The sequence below is a fragment of the Streptomyces sp. SID12501 genome, from assembly GCF_010550245.1.
GTDB lineage: Bacteria > Actinomycetota > Actinomycetes > Streptomycetales > Streptomycetaceae > Streptomyces.
This window is the reverse complement of sequence record NZ_JAAGLU010000015.1, coordinates 72,808-86,807: the sequence shown is the minus strand read 5'-3', so window position 1 is coordinate 86,807 and position 14,000 is coordinate 72,808. Positions and strand designations below refer to the sequence as shown.

12 protein-coding genes are annotated in these 14,000 nt (G+C 70.3%); 11 read left to right on the top strand and 1 reads right to left on the bottom strand.

Features of this window, described 5'->3' with window-relative positions; all coding sequences use genetic code 11:
- Window positions 1–85: 85 nt before the first annotated feature.
- The 4 genes from G3I71_RS19530 to G3I71_RS19515 all read left to right on the top strand — a co-directional run bounded on the left by G3I71_RS19530 (window position 86) and on the right by G3I71_RS19515 (window position 5,709).
- On the top strand, window positions 86–1,063 hold the full coding sequence (locus G3I71_RS19530) for a zinc-binding dehydrogenase (RefSeq protein WP_164316096.1): 978 nt from the start codon (window positions 86–88) through the stop codon (window positions 1,061–1,063).
- A gap of 178 nt (window positions 1,064–1,241) precedes the next feature.
- The gene (locus G3I71_RS19525) at window positions 1,242–2,828 is read left to right on the top strand and encodes an MDR family MFS transporter (RefSeq protein ID WP_275409231.1); all 1,587 of its coding nucleotides are present in this window, start codon (window positions 1,242–1,244) and stop codon (window positions 2,826–2,828) included.
- A gap of 200 nt (window positions 2,829–3,028) precedes the next feature.
- A complete protein-coding gene (locus tag G3I71_RS19520; protein WP_164316095.1) occupies window positions 3,029–4,060 on the top strand; it encodes a methyltransferase in 1,032 nt (343 codons plus the stop codon).
- Between the two features lie 44 nt (window positions 4,061–4,104).
- On the top strand, window positions 4,105–5,709 hold the full coding sequence (locus G3I71_RS19515; protein ID WP_164316094.1) for an FAD-dependent oxidoreductase: 1,605 nt from the start codon (window positions 4,105–4,107) through the stop codon (window positions 5,707–5,709).
- A 150-nt stretch (window positions 5,710–5,859) separates the two neighbouring features.
- On the opposite strand, the gene G3I71_RS19510 is transcribed toward G3I71_RS19515, so the two are convergent.
- The gene (locus G3I71_RS19510) at window positions 5,860–7,449 is read right to left on the bottom strand and encodes an FAD-dependent monooxygenase (RefSeq protein WP_164316093.1); all 1,590 of its coding nucleotides are present in this window, start codon (window positions 7,447–7,449) and stop codon (window positions 5,860–5,862) included.
- Window positions 7,450–7,681: 232 nt separating this feature from the next.
- Between G3I71_RS19510 and G3I71_RS19505 the strand changes: the two genes are divergently transcribed.
- The 7 genes from G3I71_RS19505 to G3I71_RS19475 all read left to right on the top strand — a co-directional run bounded on the left by G3I71_RS19505 (window position 7,682) and on the right by G3I71_RS19475 (window position 13,951).
- Window positions 7,682–8,134: a DUF1772 domain-containing protein gene (locus G3I71_RS19505; protein WP_164316092.1), complete on the top strand. Its 453-nt coding sequence runs from the start codon at window positions 7,682–7,684 to the stop codon at window positions 8,132–8,134.
- Window positions 8,131–8,646 carry a hypothetical protein gene (locus tag G3I71_RS19500; RefSeq protein WP_164316091.1) on the top strand — a complete coding sequence of 172 codons (516 nt, stop codon included), beginning with the start codon at window positions 8,131–8,133 and terminating at the stop codon, window positions 8,644–8,646. The genes G3I71_RS19505 and G3I71_RS19500 overlap by 4 nt, the downstream gene beginning before the upstream one ends.
- A complete protein-coding gene (asnB, locus tag G3I71_RS19495) occupies window positions 8,643–10,520 on the top strand; it encodes an asparagine synthase (glutamine-hydrolyzing) (RefSeq protein WP_164316090.1) in 1,878 nt (625 codons plus the stop codon). Before G3I71_RS19500 ends, asnB begins: the two co-directional genes overlap by 4 nt.
- A 92-nt stretch (window positions 10,521–10,612) precedes the next feature.
- Complete coding sequence (locus tag G3I71_RS19490; RefSeq protein ID WP_164316089.1) at window positions 10,613–10,984, top strand: TcmI family type II polyketide cyclase; 372 nt, start codon at window positions 10,613–10,615, stop codon at window positions 10,982–10,984.
- Window positions 10,981–11,415 (top strand): cupin domain-containing protein, encoded by a 435-nt coding sequence (locus G3I71_RS19485; protein ID WP_164316088.1) that lies wholly within the window; start codon window positions 10,981–10,983, stop codon window positions 11,413–11,415. Before G3I71_RS19490 ends, G3I71_RS19485 begins: the two co-directional genes overlap by 4 nt.
- Window positions 11,412–12,692 carry a beta-ketoacyl synthase gene (locus G3I71_RS19480; RefSeq protein WP_164316087.1) on the top strand — a complete coding sequence of 427 codons (1,281 nt, stop codon included), beginning with the start codon at window positions 11,412–11,414 and terminating at the stop codon, window positions 12,690–12,692. Before G3I71_RS19485 ends, G3I71_RS19480 begins: the two co-directional genes overlap by 4 nt.
- Window positions 12,689–13,951, top strand: a complete 1,263-nt coding sequence (locus G3I71_RS19475; RefSeq protein WP_164316086.1) for a ketosynthase chain-length factor — start codon at window positions 12,689–12,691, stop codon at window positions 13,949–13,951. The genes G3I71_RS19480 and G3I71_RS19475 overlap by 4 nt, the downstream gene beginning before the upstream one ends.
- Window positions 13,952–14,000: the final 49 nt, after the last annotated feature.

Below are 14,000 nucleotides of genomic sequence, written 5' to 3'. Positions count from 1 at the left end.
GCGTGACAACATGCATATGTATCGCACCCCGGGTCGAGCCGCGGCGATCCGCGACGGCCCGACGAAAAACCCATTTGGAGAAATCATGCGAATCATCCGCCACTACGAGCATGGCGCGCCGTCCGTACTGCGTCTCGAAGAGGTGGAGAAGCCGCAGCCCGGTACGGGTCAGGTCCTGATCCGCGCCGAGGCCATCGGCGTCACCTTCGCCGAGGTCCAGCGCCGTCAGGGCATTCCGATCGGCGGCCACGCCGGTCTCCCCGGCGCCCCCGGCGGCGACGTCGCCGGCACGATCGAGGCCGTCGGTGACGGCGTCACCGGCTTCGCCGTCGGCGACCGCGTCGTCGGTGACATCGACCAGAACGCCTACGCCGACTACGTCGTCTCCGGCACCGACTGGCTCATCAAGATCCCGCAGGACCTCGACGCCGCCGAGGCGACCCTCCTGCCCAGCCCGGCCCAGACCGCGTATCACGCGATCAGGGAGTCCGGCCGCCTCCAGCCCGGCCAGACCATCGTGATCGACGCTGCCGCCGGCGGCGTCGGCCACCTGGCCGTCCAGATCGCCAAGGCCCTCGGTGCCGGCAAGGTCATCGCCACCGCCAGTACCCAGGCCAAGCTCGACTTCGCGCGCGAGCTCGGCGCCGACGTCACCATCAACTACAGCGACAAGGACTGGACCGACCAGGTCCTCGCCGCCACCGACGGCCGCGGCGCCGACATCGTCCTCGAGACCGTCGGCGGCGACGTCCTGCTGAAATCCCTGGGCATCACCGCCCAGTTCGGCACCCTCGTCTTCTACGGCTCGGCCTCCGGCGACATCCCGGACCTGCCGACCCTGGCCCTGTCCCGTATGAAGAACGTCGCAGGCTTCAGCCTCTACGCCATGCTCTACAACAAGCAGGACGCCGTGGCCGAAGGCCAGCGCCACCTGTTCGAACTCATCGCTTCCGGCCAGGTCAAGCCGGTCGTGCACGATCGTCTTCCGCTCGACGAGGCTGTCAAGGCCCACGAGCTCATGGAGGCACGCGCACAGCTCGGCAAGATCGTTCTCGTTCCCTGAGACGCCGCTGAACAGGCGGCCTGCCAGTCACCTGCGACGGGCCGGCCGCCCCCTCATCTCACAGCAGACACCGAGACCTTCCCCAAGCCCTGTTCGGGGCCGAGAGCCAGGTGACGCCGACCGCTTCGAGCGGCCGGTGCGACGGGGAGCACACACCGATCCGAAAGGCGGCACCACCTTGTCCGCTCCCATCCCCCAGGCACCCGGAGGGCTCCACCCCTCCGGCACCAGGACCACCCCGGTCATGGTCGCCTGCATGCTCTCCGCCTTCGTGGCCATCCTCGACCTGCAGATCGTCGCCACCGCCCTGCCCCGCATCGCGGGCGACCTCGGCGGTATCGACCTCTTCGCGTGGGTGACCATCGCCTACGTCATCGCATCCAGCGTCACCACGCCGATCTACGGCAAGCTCGGCGACCTCTTCGGCCGCAAGGTCACCTACCTCTCGGCGATGGGCCTGTTTCTGCTGGGCTCCGCCCTCGCGGGCGCGGCCGGCTCCATGGAGCAGCTCATCGTCTTCCGCGTCGTGCAGGGTCTGGGTGCCGGAGGCCTGTTCGTCTCCGTCCTCGCCATCATCGGCGAACTGTTCACCCCGCGTGAAGGCGCCAAGTACTACGGCATGTTCGGCATGGTCTTCGCCGGCGCCTCCCTCGCCGGCCCCGCCGTCGGCGGCGTGCTCACCGACGCGCTCAGCTGGCACTGGGTCTTCCTGGTCAACCTGCCCGTCGGCGCCGTGATCGTCATCCTGCTGGTCAAGTACCTGCACCTGCCCCGTACGGTCCGTGAGTCCAAGCTCGACTACGCCGGCATCGTCACCCTCTCCGGTGCCATCGTCGCCCTCACCCTGTTCACCTCATGGGGCGGTGTCGAGTACGCCTGGACCTCCCCGCAGATCATCGGCCTCGGCATCGGCACCCTGCTGTTCCTCGGCCTGTTCATCAAGGCCGAGTCCACTGCCGCGGAGCCGGTCGTCCCGCTGCGCCTCTTCAAGGACTCCACCTTCACCATCTCGCTGCTCGGCACCATCGTCTGCGGCATCGTCTTCGTCGGCGTCGTCCAGTTCCTCGCCCTGTACGTACAGGTCGTCACCGGTGCCAGCCCCACCGCCTCAGGCTTCGTCCTGCTGCCGATGATGATGGGCGTCGTGCTCGCTTCCATCGGCTCCAGCAAGATCATCGGCAAGACCGGCAAGTACAGGATCTTCCCCATCCTGAGCATGGCCCTCGGCATCGTCGGCGCTCTCCTGCTGTCCACCATGGACAGCGAGACCCCGCGCGCCCTCGCCATCCTCTACATGGCCGTCTTCGGCTTCGCCTCGGGTCTCTCCGCCCAGGTCTTCACACAGGCCGCCCAGAACACCGCGCCCCCGCAGGACATGGGAGCCGTCTCCGGCACCGTGACCTTCGGCCGCTCCTTCGGCACCTCGATCGGCATCTCGCTCTTCGCCGCCATCTTCTACGGCCGCCTCACCGACGAGCTCGACACCCGCCTGCCTGCCGGTGCCCTCGACGGCATCGACCGCAACTCGCTCTCCTCGGACACGGTCCTCGACACGCTCGCCACCCCGGTGCGCAGCGCCATCGAGCAGTCGTACGCCGCCTCGCTCACCCCGGTCTTCACCGCTGCGGTGCCGATCCTCGCGCTGGGCCTCGTCCTCACCCTGCTCATGAAGAACCTCACGCTCCGCTCCCGCCACCACGGCGGCGATCCGCAGGCCGAGGGCCCGGACCTGGCCTCCGCCGACAGCACCCCCGAAACGGCCTGATCACATCAACCCCCGTATGTGACTCATGGCCGAAGTGCCGCCCCCTTCCGCGACCCGCGGCGGGAGGGCGGCACTTCACCATGCCCGGGGCAGGCACCCCACGCACAGGCTTCAGAGCGCTTCGAGCGGGACTCCACGCGAATCGGCCATCGTCGGGAGAAGGACCGAAGCGGTCCCTCATGGCTCGCTAGGAGGCTCGCGTGACAACGACCGATGACCGTACGACGGCCGCGGCGGTCGACCCCGGTCCGCTGATCAAGCTGACCATCGCGGACTGCGGAGCCAAGGTGCTGCACAGCGCGGTGACACTCGGCGTGTTCGGTGCCCTCGCCGAAGGCCCCGCCGGTGCGGACCACGTCGTCGCCGCAACCGGCCTGCACAACCGCATGGCCGCCGACTTCCTCGACGCGCTGGTCGGCCTGGGCCTGCTGGAGCGCACCGGGGACCGGTACGGCAACGGCCCGCTGGCCCAGGCGTACCTCGTCCCGGGCACCGCCACCTACCTCGGCGGCTTCGTCGAGCTGACCAACGAGACCCTGTACGGCACCTGGGGACGGCTCACCGAGGCGCTCACCACCGGAGCCCCGCAGCACCTCGACCCCGACAAGGGCGGCTTCGTCGGAGACAAGCACCAGGACCCGGGGAAGATGAAGCGCTTCTTCGCGGGCCTCGACGCCTACAGCGACCGCATGGGCATCGAGATCGCCGGCGCGATCGACTGGAGCCGCCACACCTCCTTCGTCGATCTCGGCGGCGCGCGCGGAAACCTCGCCTCCGTCCTCATCAAGGAACACCCGCACCTCAGGGCCGGGGTTTTCGACCTGGAGCGCACCCGCCCGCTCTTCACCGAGCACACCACCCGCCTGGGCCTGAACGACCGCATCGAGTTCAGCGGCGGCGACTTCTTCACGGACGACGTTCCGAAGGCCGACGTCATCGTGCTCGGCCACATCCTGCACGGCTTCGACACCGACCGGCGCCAGGAGCTGCTGCGCCGCGTCTTCTCCGCGACCAACCCCGGCGGCCAGGTCCTCATCTACGACCGGATGATCGACGACCAGCGCCGCGACGCCGAACGCCTGCTCTCCAGCCTGCACATGCGCCTGGTCAGCCAGGACGGCTCCGAGTACCGCATCGACGACGTCCGCACCTGGCTCACCGAGGCCGGCTTCACCAGCAGCACCGCGGAGCCACTGCTGGGCACGCACACGCTGGTCACCGCCACCCGATGACCGCTCGGACCCGGCAGCCCGCCCCGACCACCCAAGGAAGCAGCATGAGCCAGGAAAAGGTTCCCGTCCTCATCGTCGGCGGTGGCCTCACAGGCCTGTCCGCCGCCGTGTTCCTCGCCCACCACGGGGTGAGGTCCACGCTTGTCGAACGTCACCCCGGCACCTCCACCCACCCCAAGGCCCGGGCCATCAACCCGCGCACCATGGAGCTCTACCGCGCGGTGGGCATGGAGGAGCGCGTGCAGGACGGCCGTTCGCCGATCTCCGGCAACACCGACCTGGTGCACGTCGAGACCCTCGCCGGCAACGAGCGGGTCCGCATGCCCAACGCCTCCATCGAGGACATCAGCCGCATCAGCCCCGCCCGGTGGACCCTGATCGACCAGAACCAGCTCGAGCCCATCCTGCGCAAGCGGGCCGAGGAGGTCGGCGTCGACCTGCGCTTCCACACCCGTCTGGACGCCGTCACCGAGGGCGCCGACGGCGTGACCGCGACCCTCACCGACGTCGGCACCGGCGAAAGCACCGAACTGCGCACCGAGTACGTGATCGCCGCGGACGGCAGCCGCAGCCCGGTCCGCGAACTCCTCGGCATCGGTTCCCACGGCCGCGGCACCCTCACCAATCTGGTCAGCTTCTTCTTCGACGCCGACCTCGAGGAGCCGCTGCGCGGCCGGAAAATCATCGCCGCCTACGTCAACAACCCCGAGGTACGCGGCACGATCATCCCGATCGACAACGACCGCAAGTGGGTCATCAACGTCTCGTTCTTCCCCGACAAGGGCCAGAGCGCCGAGGACTTCACACAGGAGCGTTGCGTCGAACTGGTCCGCGCCGCCGTCGGCATCCCGGACCTGCCGCTGACCATCGAGTCGGTCGACATGCCCGCGTGGGACATCTCGGCGCGTGTCGCGGACACCTTCACCCGAGGCCGCCACCTCATCGCGGGCGACGCCGCGCACGTCATGCCGCCCACCGGCGCCTTCGGCGCCAGCACCGGCATCCAGGACGCCTACAACCTGGCCTGGAAGCTGGCCCTCGTACTCTCGGGCAAAGCCGGGCCGGGGCTGCTCGCCTCGTACGACGCCGAACGCCGTCCGGTCGCCCAGGAGACGGTCCGTCAGGCGATGCTGCGCTTCGCCGTCCGCGAGGGCAAGCAGTTCCAGGACGTCGCCAAGGACCTGGTCGACGAGACCACGATGACCTTCGGATATGTCTACCCGGCCGGCGCGTTCGCCGGCGACGACGCCGAGGGCCGGAGCATCACCGAGAACCCGGACAAGCCCAGCGGCCGGCCCGGCGCCCGCGCCCCGCACGTGGTCATCGAGGGCGCCCACGGCCCGTTCTCCACAGTCGATCTCTTCCCGGTCGGCTTCACCCTGCTCACCGCGGGTCCAGCCTCCCCATGGGCCGCGGCGGCCGCCGCCGGCCACGAACTCGGTCTGGTCCTCACCGTCCGCGGCATCGGTCCGAACGGCGACTACTCCGACACCGAGGGCACCTTCAAGGAGCGCTACGGCCTCGGCGACGGCGGCGCGGTCCTGGTCCGCCCCGACGGAATTGTCGCCTGGCGCGCCGAAAGCAGTCCCCAGGGCGACGTCTCCCGGACCGTGACCAGCCTGCTGCGGCAGATACTCTCGCTCTCCTGACCGTCGGCAGCCACCACGCAGGACCGGCGCGCCCCCCGGACTCCGGGAGGCGCGCCGGTCTTCGGTCGTCCTGCCGGACGACGGACCCCGGGGCCGCCGCGGCCGGCCCGCGAAGAGCGAGCCGGCCGGTACCCCGTCACGGCCGGGAACTCAGGCGGAGCGCGCGAGCAACCGGTGGACGACCGCCGACAGCTCGACCGCCGGGTCCGCGGGCTGTTCCACCGCACGCCAGGCCACGAACCCGTCCGGGCGGACGAGCACGGCGCCGCCGGTCGTGATCCCGTACTTCTTCAGGAAGTTCTCAGCCACCTCGACCGGCTCCTCACCGCCCACCCCATGGAAGTCGACGGCGAGGCCGGTGAGCCGGGACACCTGGCCCGCAGCCCGCTCCCACAACCCGGCATCAGGACCGGCCAGCAGCCACCAGCCGCCCTTGAACAGGTCGTGCAGCGGGGCGTCGGCGCCGCCGATGCGCAGCTCGAAGTGCGGTGCCCGGGTGCCGGGACGGCCCGACGGCTGGGTCGGGTCCTCCACCAGGGGGACGCCGTCCGCGCCGGACTCCGGCAGCACCGCGCCCGAACGGTAGACATGACCGAACAGCACAGTGGTCTCCGGCCGGTGCCGGGCCGCGACCTCCGCGTCCAGACCACTGCGCTGCAGGTAGCGAATCACGCCCTGCTCCACGGTGAACTCCGCGACCGGGACACGCTCCTGCGCGTAGGTGTCCAACAGTTCGGGACCGGCCTGTCCACGCAGCACCGACGCCAGCTTCCACGCCAGATTGTGCGCGTCCTGCACCCCCATGTTGCCGCCGAACCCACCGGTGGGCGGCATCATGTGGGCCGAGTCACCAGCCAGGAACACCCGCCCGGAGCGGAACCGGTCGGCGATGAGTGCGGCGACCTCCCAACTGGTGCTCGACTCCACCGACACCTCCAGATCCGGCACGCCGACCGCGGCGCGCACCATCTCGACGCAGTCCTCCTCGGAGTACTCGGCGTGCGTCTCCTGCGGAGGCAGGCTCGGCGCCAGCACCCAGCGGTCCGCGTTGTCGAGCCGGCCGAGCACGCCCTTGACGTGGTCGTTGCTGACGAAGCAGAGGAAGAACCGGCGGTCCGCCACGTACTCGTCGAGCGCGGCGTGGAAGATGACGTTCATCTGGCGACCGAAGACACCCTGACCGTGCGTGCCGATCCCCAACTCCTCGCGGACGGGGCTGCGAAAGCCGTCCGCCGCGACCATGTACTCGGCGCGGACAGCGGTCTCCTCGTCACTCCGCACATCCCGCAGCACCGCGGTGACCCCGTCGGCGTCCTGCTCGAAGCGCACCATCTCCGTGGCGAAGCGGATGTCCGCCCCCAGCTCCTCGGCCTTGGCGCGCAACAGGGGCTCGAACCGGTCCTGGCCTATCAAGGTCCAGCCGGTCGTGCTGACCTCGTTCGGGTCGTGCCGGAACGGCCCGTCGAAACGGCCCAGCTCGCTGCCCGTGAGCGACTCCACCTGCAGGATGTCGCCGTACTGGGCATACGGGTTCTCCTGCGCGCGCACCTTCTGCTCCAAGCCCAGCGCACGCATCAGCTCCATTGTGCGAGGGCTGGCCGCCTGCGCCCGCGGATGCGCCGAGATGTGCGCATGGCGTTCCACCAGGATCGACCGGATGCCCTGCTGGGCGAGGAACAGAGCCTGGGCCAGGCCCACCATGCTGCCGCCCACGATCAGTACGTCGGTTCGCTCCGCCACCGGATGTGCTCCCTTGTCTCGATGCCGTTCCGTCTCGATGCGGTTTTGGACACTCCCGGCCAGCGAACACCGCTCGGCTAGAGGACCACTCGGGCTGTGAACGCGCCCGTCCGGCGCCCTTTCCGCGGCCTTCGAACAGCCCGGTCCGTCCAGACCGCTTCGAGCGGCACGCGAGGCACGGATGAAACCTTCATGGCGCTGCTGAACCCTGCTGGACGGGAGGACCAGGGACGTGGTGGAAACCCTGAGTGTGCTGGTGCTACTGGGCACCGGCTTGGTGGCGGGAGTGCTGTTCGCCGTGGCGGTCAGCGTCATGCCCGCCCTGATAGCGATGCCGCCCGACCGCTACGTCGACACCCACAAGCTGCTCGGCAGGCGGTACGACCGCATCATGCCGTTCATCGTGAGCGGCTCCGTCGTCATCGACGCGGCCTTCGCCGTCGGCGCCGCCGAGACCGGGCCGCGCGTGCTGTTCATCGCCGGCGCCCTGGCCATGGCCGGCGTCGCCGTCGTCTCACAGACCCGCAACGTACCCATCAACAACCGGGTCAAGAAGACGCGGCCCGAAGACCTCGGACCCGACTGGGAGGACCCACGTATCCAGTGGCGTGACTGGCACCTGCTGCGCACCTGCTTCGCCATCACCGGCTGCTCCCTGACCGCCGCCGCGGTGGTGCTCTCATGAACGCCGGTACCGAAGCGGGCATCTCCCGGGTCCTGCCCGGCGCCGAGGAAAGGGCCGCCGCGAACGCCCGCATGATCGCGGTCCTCACCGGGCCCGACCCGGGCCCGGTCGCCGAACACCTCGCCCTGCTGCACTTCACGGGCCGGCGCAGTGGTCAGGCGCACACCGTGCCCGCGGGTGTGCACCGCATCGGTGGCGCCCTGTTCATCGCCACCGGCAGCGCCTGGCGCCACAACTTCACCGACGGGGCATCCGGAGAGATCACCTGGCGTGGCCGCCGTACCCCTGCCCACTTCGCACTGGTCACCGACCTCGAGCAGACCGCCCGCGGCTACCACGACCTGTACGAACGCTACGGCGCCGAGGCCGCCCAGCGGCGCCTGGGCATCGTCGCCGACGCCGCCGCGCCCACCCTGGCCGACTTCCGGGCCGCTGTCACCGGCATCCCGCTCGCCCTGGTGGCCGTGACCACCACCACCGAATCCGTCATGAACGAGAGGACCTCCCGATGAGCGCGATCGCCGGCTGGGTCGACTTCGAGCGGGACCTGTCCGAGGAGGCCGAGACCGTCGAGACCATGGCGGCTGCCCTCGCCCACCGCGGCCCCGACGGCCGCGGCATCTGGGCCGAGGGCCACGCCGCGCTCGCCCACCGGCGACTGGCTCTGCTCGACGTGACGAAGACCGGCGCGCAGCCGGCCGTCCACACCACCGAAGGCGGCGCCGTGGTCGCCGTCCTCACCCTCGACGGAGCCCTCACCAACCACATCGAGCTGCGACGCGAACTGGCCACGAAGGGCCACCGGTTCACCGGCAGCGGCGATGGCGAGACCGCCCTGCACGCCTACCTGGAGTGGGGAGCCGGTTTCCTCACCAGGCTCGAGGGCCACTTCGCGATCGCCGTGTGGGACGTACGCAAACAGGAACTGCTGCTGGCCCGCGACCGCCTCGGTGTCAAGCCGCTCAGCTACTACCCGACTCCTGACGGAGTCCTGTTCGGTTCCGAACCCAAGGCGATCCTCACCCACCCCGACGTCAGTCCGGTCGTCGACGCCGACGGTCTGCGCGAGCTGTTCGCACACAGCCGTAAGCCCGGCACCGCCGTCTTCCGCGGCATGCGCGAGATCGTCCCCGGCCAGGCGCTCGTCGTCCGCCGCCCCGGCAGCCAGGAGCAGCGGTACTGGTCGCTGCCCGCCCGGCAGCACACCGACAGCCTCGAGGACACCATCACCACCGTCCGCCGTCTGCTCGCCGACGCTGTCGCCTCCCACCTGCGCGCCGACGTCCCCGTGGGCGCCATGCTCTCCGGCGGCATCGACTCCAGCGCCCTGACCGCCCTGGCCCACCGGGGCCTCGCCGCCGGCGGCGCCGGCCCGCTGCGCAGCTTCTCGGTCAACTTCACCGGCTACACCGAGAACTTCGAGCCTCACCCGACGATGCGCTCCACGCCCGACGCGCCGTTCGCGGCACTCGCCTCGCAGCACATCGGCTCCCGACATTCCGAGATCCTGCTCGACACGGCCGCCCTCACCGACCCCGAGGTGCACGCCGCCGCCCTGCGCAGCCAGGACGCCCCCTCGCCGCTCGGTGACATGGACGTCTCCCTCATCCAGTTCTTCGCCCGGCTCCGCAAGGCAGGATTCACCGCCGTACTCTCCGGCGAGACCGCGGACGAGGTCTTCAACGGCTACTTCTGGGCGTACGACCCCAAGCACAGCAACTCGCAGACCTTCCCCTGGGTCTCCTTCGAACGAGGTCACGACGCCGCAGCCGGCGGACTGGGCACCGCCATGATCGACCGACAGCTGCGCAAGGAACTGGACTTCCTCGGTTACGCGGACCAGCACTACCGCGACGCCCTCACCGAGGTCCCGCACATCGACGGGGACACCCCCGCCGAACGCCGGGCCCGCGAGGTCACCTACCTCGCCCTGACCCGATGGGCGCCCACCCACCTCGACCGCGCCGACCGCATGAGCATGGCTCACGGCGTGCAGCTACGACCGCCCTTCTGTGACCGGGCGCTCGTCGAGTACGTCTACAACGTGCCGGCTGCCATGAAGCGGGTCGGCGGCGTCGAGAAGAGCCTGCTGCGCTCCGCGGTTGCCGACCTGCTGCCCGACGCCGTTCTGCACCGCAGGAAGAGCGCCTACCCCACCACCCAGGAAGCCGCCTACGGAGACTTCGTGCGCCGCCGTTTCACCGACCTGGCCAACAACCCCGCCGCAGCCGTCGCCGGGCTGCTCGACGCCACCACCTCCGCCGCGGCGCTGACCGCGGGCGGCTCCCCGCAGGGCGCTTTCGCCTGGGTCGAGCGGGCCGGCATGGAAATGGTGCTGCAGCTCGAGACCTGGCTGACCGAGTACCGGATCGACCTGCGGCTCTGACGTCGCCGGGCCGCCGGTCCAGGCCGCTTCAAGACAGCTTTGAGAACCACCCACGAGGGTGGAGCAACGATCGAAGAAGCCAGGAGGGCAACGTGCACCGCACACTGATCGTGGCCAGGATGAACCTGGCCGACGCCGAAGGTGTCGGCCAGGTCTTCGCAGACTCGGACAGCACCGACCTGCCGCACATCGTGGGCGTCTCCAGGCGAACCCTGTTCGCCTTCCACGACCTGTACTTCCACCTCGTCGAGGCGGAGCAGGACATCGGCCCGAACCTCTACAAGGCGCGCAGCCACCCGCTCTACAACGACGTCAACACCCGGCTGCAGGAATTCATCTCCCCCTACGACCCGAACTGGCGCGAGCCGCGCGACGCGATGGCCGTTCCGTTCTACTCGTGGACGCCCGACAGCGGCCCCCTCGTCACCCAGCCGTCCACCCCGAACCTGGGCGGTGGCCGATGACGACCGCAGCGACCACTCCCGCCAAGGTCAACCTGGAAGAGGTCGTCCCCAACCGCAAGCGCGGCGGCGACATCCGGATCACCCTCAGCCCGCGCACGGTCGGCTGCACCTCCGGCTTCGGTGGCACGCTGCGGCTGGCCCCGGGCGAGTACGTCACCGAGCACCTCCACCCGTATTCGGAGGAGTTCCTGCACGTCGTCACCGGCGAGCTGGAGATCACCCTCAACGGTGAGCCCGTCGTCATCGGCCCCGGCGACTCGCTGCTGGTCCCGATCAACATGCGCCACCGTCTGGTCAACGCCGGTCCGGAGCCGGCCCAGGTGGTCTTCCACCTGTCACCGCTCGCGCCCCGCCCGGAACTCGGCCACGTCGACACCGAAGCCCCGCTCGTCGAGAACGGCACCGACCCGGACGTCGGAGGACCTCGATGAGCCGTCGCGCCGTCATCACCGGGGTCGGCGCCGTCGCTCCCGGCGGCATCGGCCGGGACGCCTACTGGGAGCTGCTCACGCACGGTCGCACAGCCACCCGGCAGATCACCCTGTTCGACGCGTCGAGGTTCCGCTCCCAGGTCGCCGCCGAGTGCGACTTCGACCCGGTGGCCGCAGGCCTGAGCCCCCAGGAAATACGCCGGATGGACAGAGCCGCCCAGTTCGCCGTCGTCGCGGCCCAGGAGGCGATCGAGGACAGCGGCATCGACATCGCGGCCGGCGACCCCAGCCGGACCGCTGTCAGCATCGGCAGTGCCGTCGGCTGCACCACCGGTCTGGAAGACGAATACGCGGTCCTGTCGGACGGCGGCAGGAACTGGCTCGTCGACCACACCTACGGCGTCCCGCACCTGTACGGCTACATGGTCCCCAGCACACTGGCGGCCGAAGTCGCCTGGCGGGCCCGGGCGGAAGGCCCCGTCGCACTGATCTCGACCGGCTGCACCTCCGGCCTCGACGCAATCGCCCACGGCGTCCAGCTCATTGAGGAAGGCGCCGCGGACATCGTCATCGCGGGCGCCACCGATGCCCCGCTGTCACCCATCACCTCCGCCTGCTTCGACGCGATCAAGGCCACGACACCGAACACCGACCACGACCCCGCCACCGCGTCCCGCCCCTTCGACGGCCGCCGCGACGGCTTCGTCCTGGGCGAGGGCTCCGCCGTCATGGTGATCGAGGACGCCGAGTCGGCCCGTCGGCGCGGCGCCACCGTCTACGCCGAGGTGGTCGGCTTCGCCAACCGCTCCAACGCCTTCCACATGACCGGACTCAAGCCCGACGGCCGTGAGATGGCCGAAGCCATCAGGATCGCCCTGCGCCGCGCCAAGCTCGATCCGCAGGACATCGACCACATCAACGCGCACGGTTCCGGCACCAAGCAGAACGACCGGCACGAGACGGCCGCCTTCAAACGGAGCCTGGGACAACGCGCTCATGAGATCCCGGTCAGCTCCATCAAGTCGATGATCGGGCACTCGCTGGGGGCGATCGGCGCCCTGGAGGTGGCCGCCTGCGCACTGGCCCTGCGTCACCAAGTGGTGCCCCCGACGGCGAACCTCACGGTCCCCGACCCCCAGTGCGATCTCGACTACGTGCCGGTCGCCGCACGGGAGCACCGCATGGACCACGTACTGAGCGTCGGCAGCGGATTCGGCGGCTTCCAGAGCGCCATGATCCTCAGCCGCCCGGAAAGCCGGAAGCAGGCAGCGGCATGAGCGCGCTCGGCATACCCGAAGGCCGTCGGCGCCCGGCGGTCGTCACCGGACTCGGAGTGGTCGCCCCCACCGGAATCGGGGTCCGCCGGCACTGGGAGTCCGTGCTGGCCGGCAAGAGCGGCCTCGGCCGCATCACCCGCTTCGACCCGGCCGACTATCCGGTCAAGGTGGCCGGGGAAGTGCCCGGCTTCGCGGTCGACGAGCAGGTACCCAGGGGCCTGATCGACCGGACCGACCGGTTCACCCACTTCGCCCTGGCCGCGGCCGAGGCGGCCCTCGCCGACGCGGACGCCGACCCGCAGCAGCTGCCCGAGTACGAAATGGCCGTGGTCACCGCGAGCTCCTCCGGCGGCACAGAGTTCGGCCAGCACGAGATGGAGCAGCTCTACCAGCAGGGCCCGGCCTGGGTCGGCGCCTACCAGTCCATAGCCTGGTTCTACGCCGCCACCACCGGCCAGGTCTCCATCCGTCACGGCATGCGCGGACCCTGCGGAGTCGTCTGCGCCGAACAAGCCGGCGGCCTGGACGCGCTGGGCCAGTCCCGGCGGCTGCTGGACACCGGCTCCCGGCTGGTCCTGAGCGGCGGCACTGACGCCTCACTGTGCCCCTACGGTCTTACGGCCCAGCTGTCCACCGGCGCCCTGTCCACCTCGGACGACCCGGCGCGCGCCTACCTGCCGTTCGACGAGGCCGCCGGCGGCTACGCACCCGGCGAGGGCGGAGCCATGCTGCTCGTCGAGACGGAGCAGGGCGCCCGTGAGCGAGGTGTCCCGCACTACGGCCGGATCCTCGGCTACGCCGCCGGGTTCGACCCGCTGCCCGGCACCGGACGCCCGCCCGTCCTGGCCTCCGTCATCCGCCGGGCCGTCGAAGACGCCGGGATCACCGCGGACTCCGTCGACGCCGTCTTCGCCGACGCCGCGGGCACACCGGACCTGGACCACGCCGAAGCCGCCGCGATCAACGAGGTGTTCGGCGCCGGACAGGTGCCCGTGACCGCGCCCAAAACCCTCACAGGCCGGCTGTACGCGGGCGGGGCACCCCTGGACGTGGCGACTGCCCTGCTCAGTCTGAGCGCCGGCGTGATCCCGCACACCCCCGGCATCGACCGCCCCGCCCCCGGCCTGGGGCTCGACCTGGTCGTCGGCAGCCCGCGGCAGACCGCTGCCCGCACCGCCGTGGTTCTCGCCCGCGGCCACGGCGGATTCACCTCCGCCCTGGTCGTGGACGCGGGCAACCGCACCGACCACACCAAGTGACCCGCCCGAACACGAGAAGGCAGGAAGTCATGAGCGAACGTACCGAGGA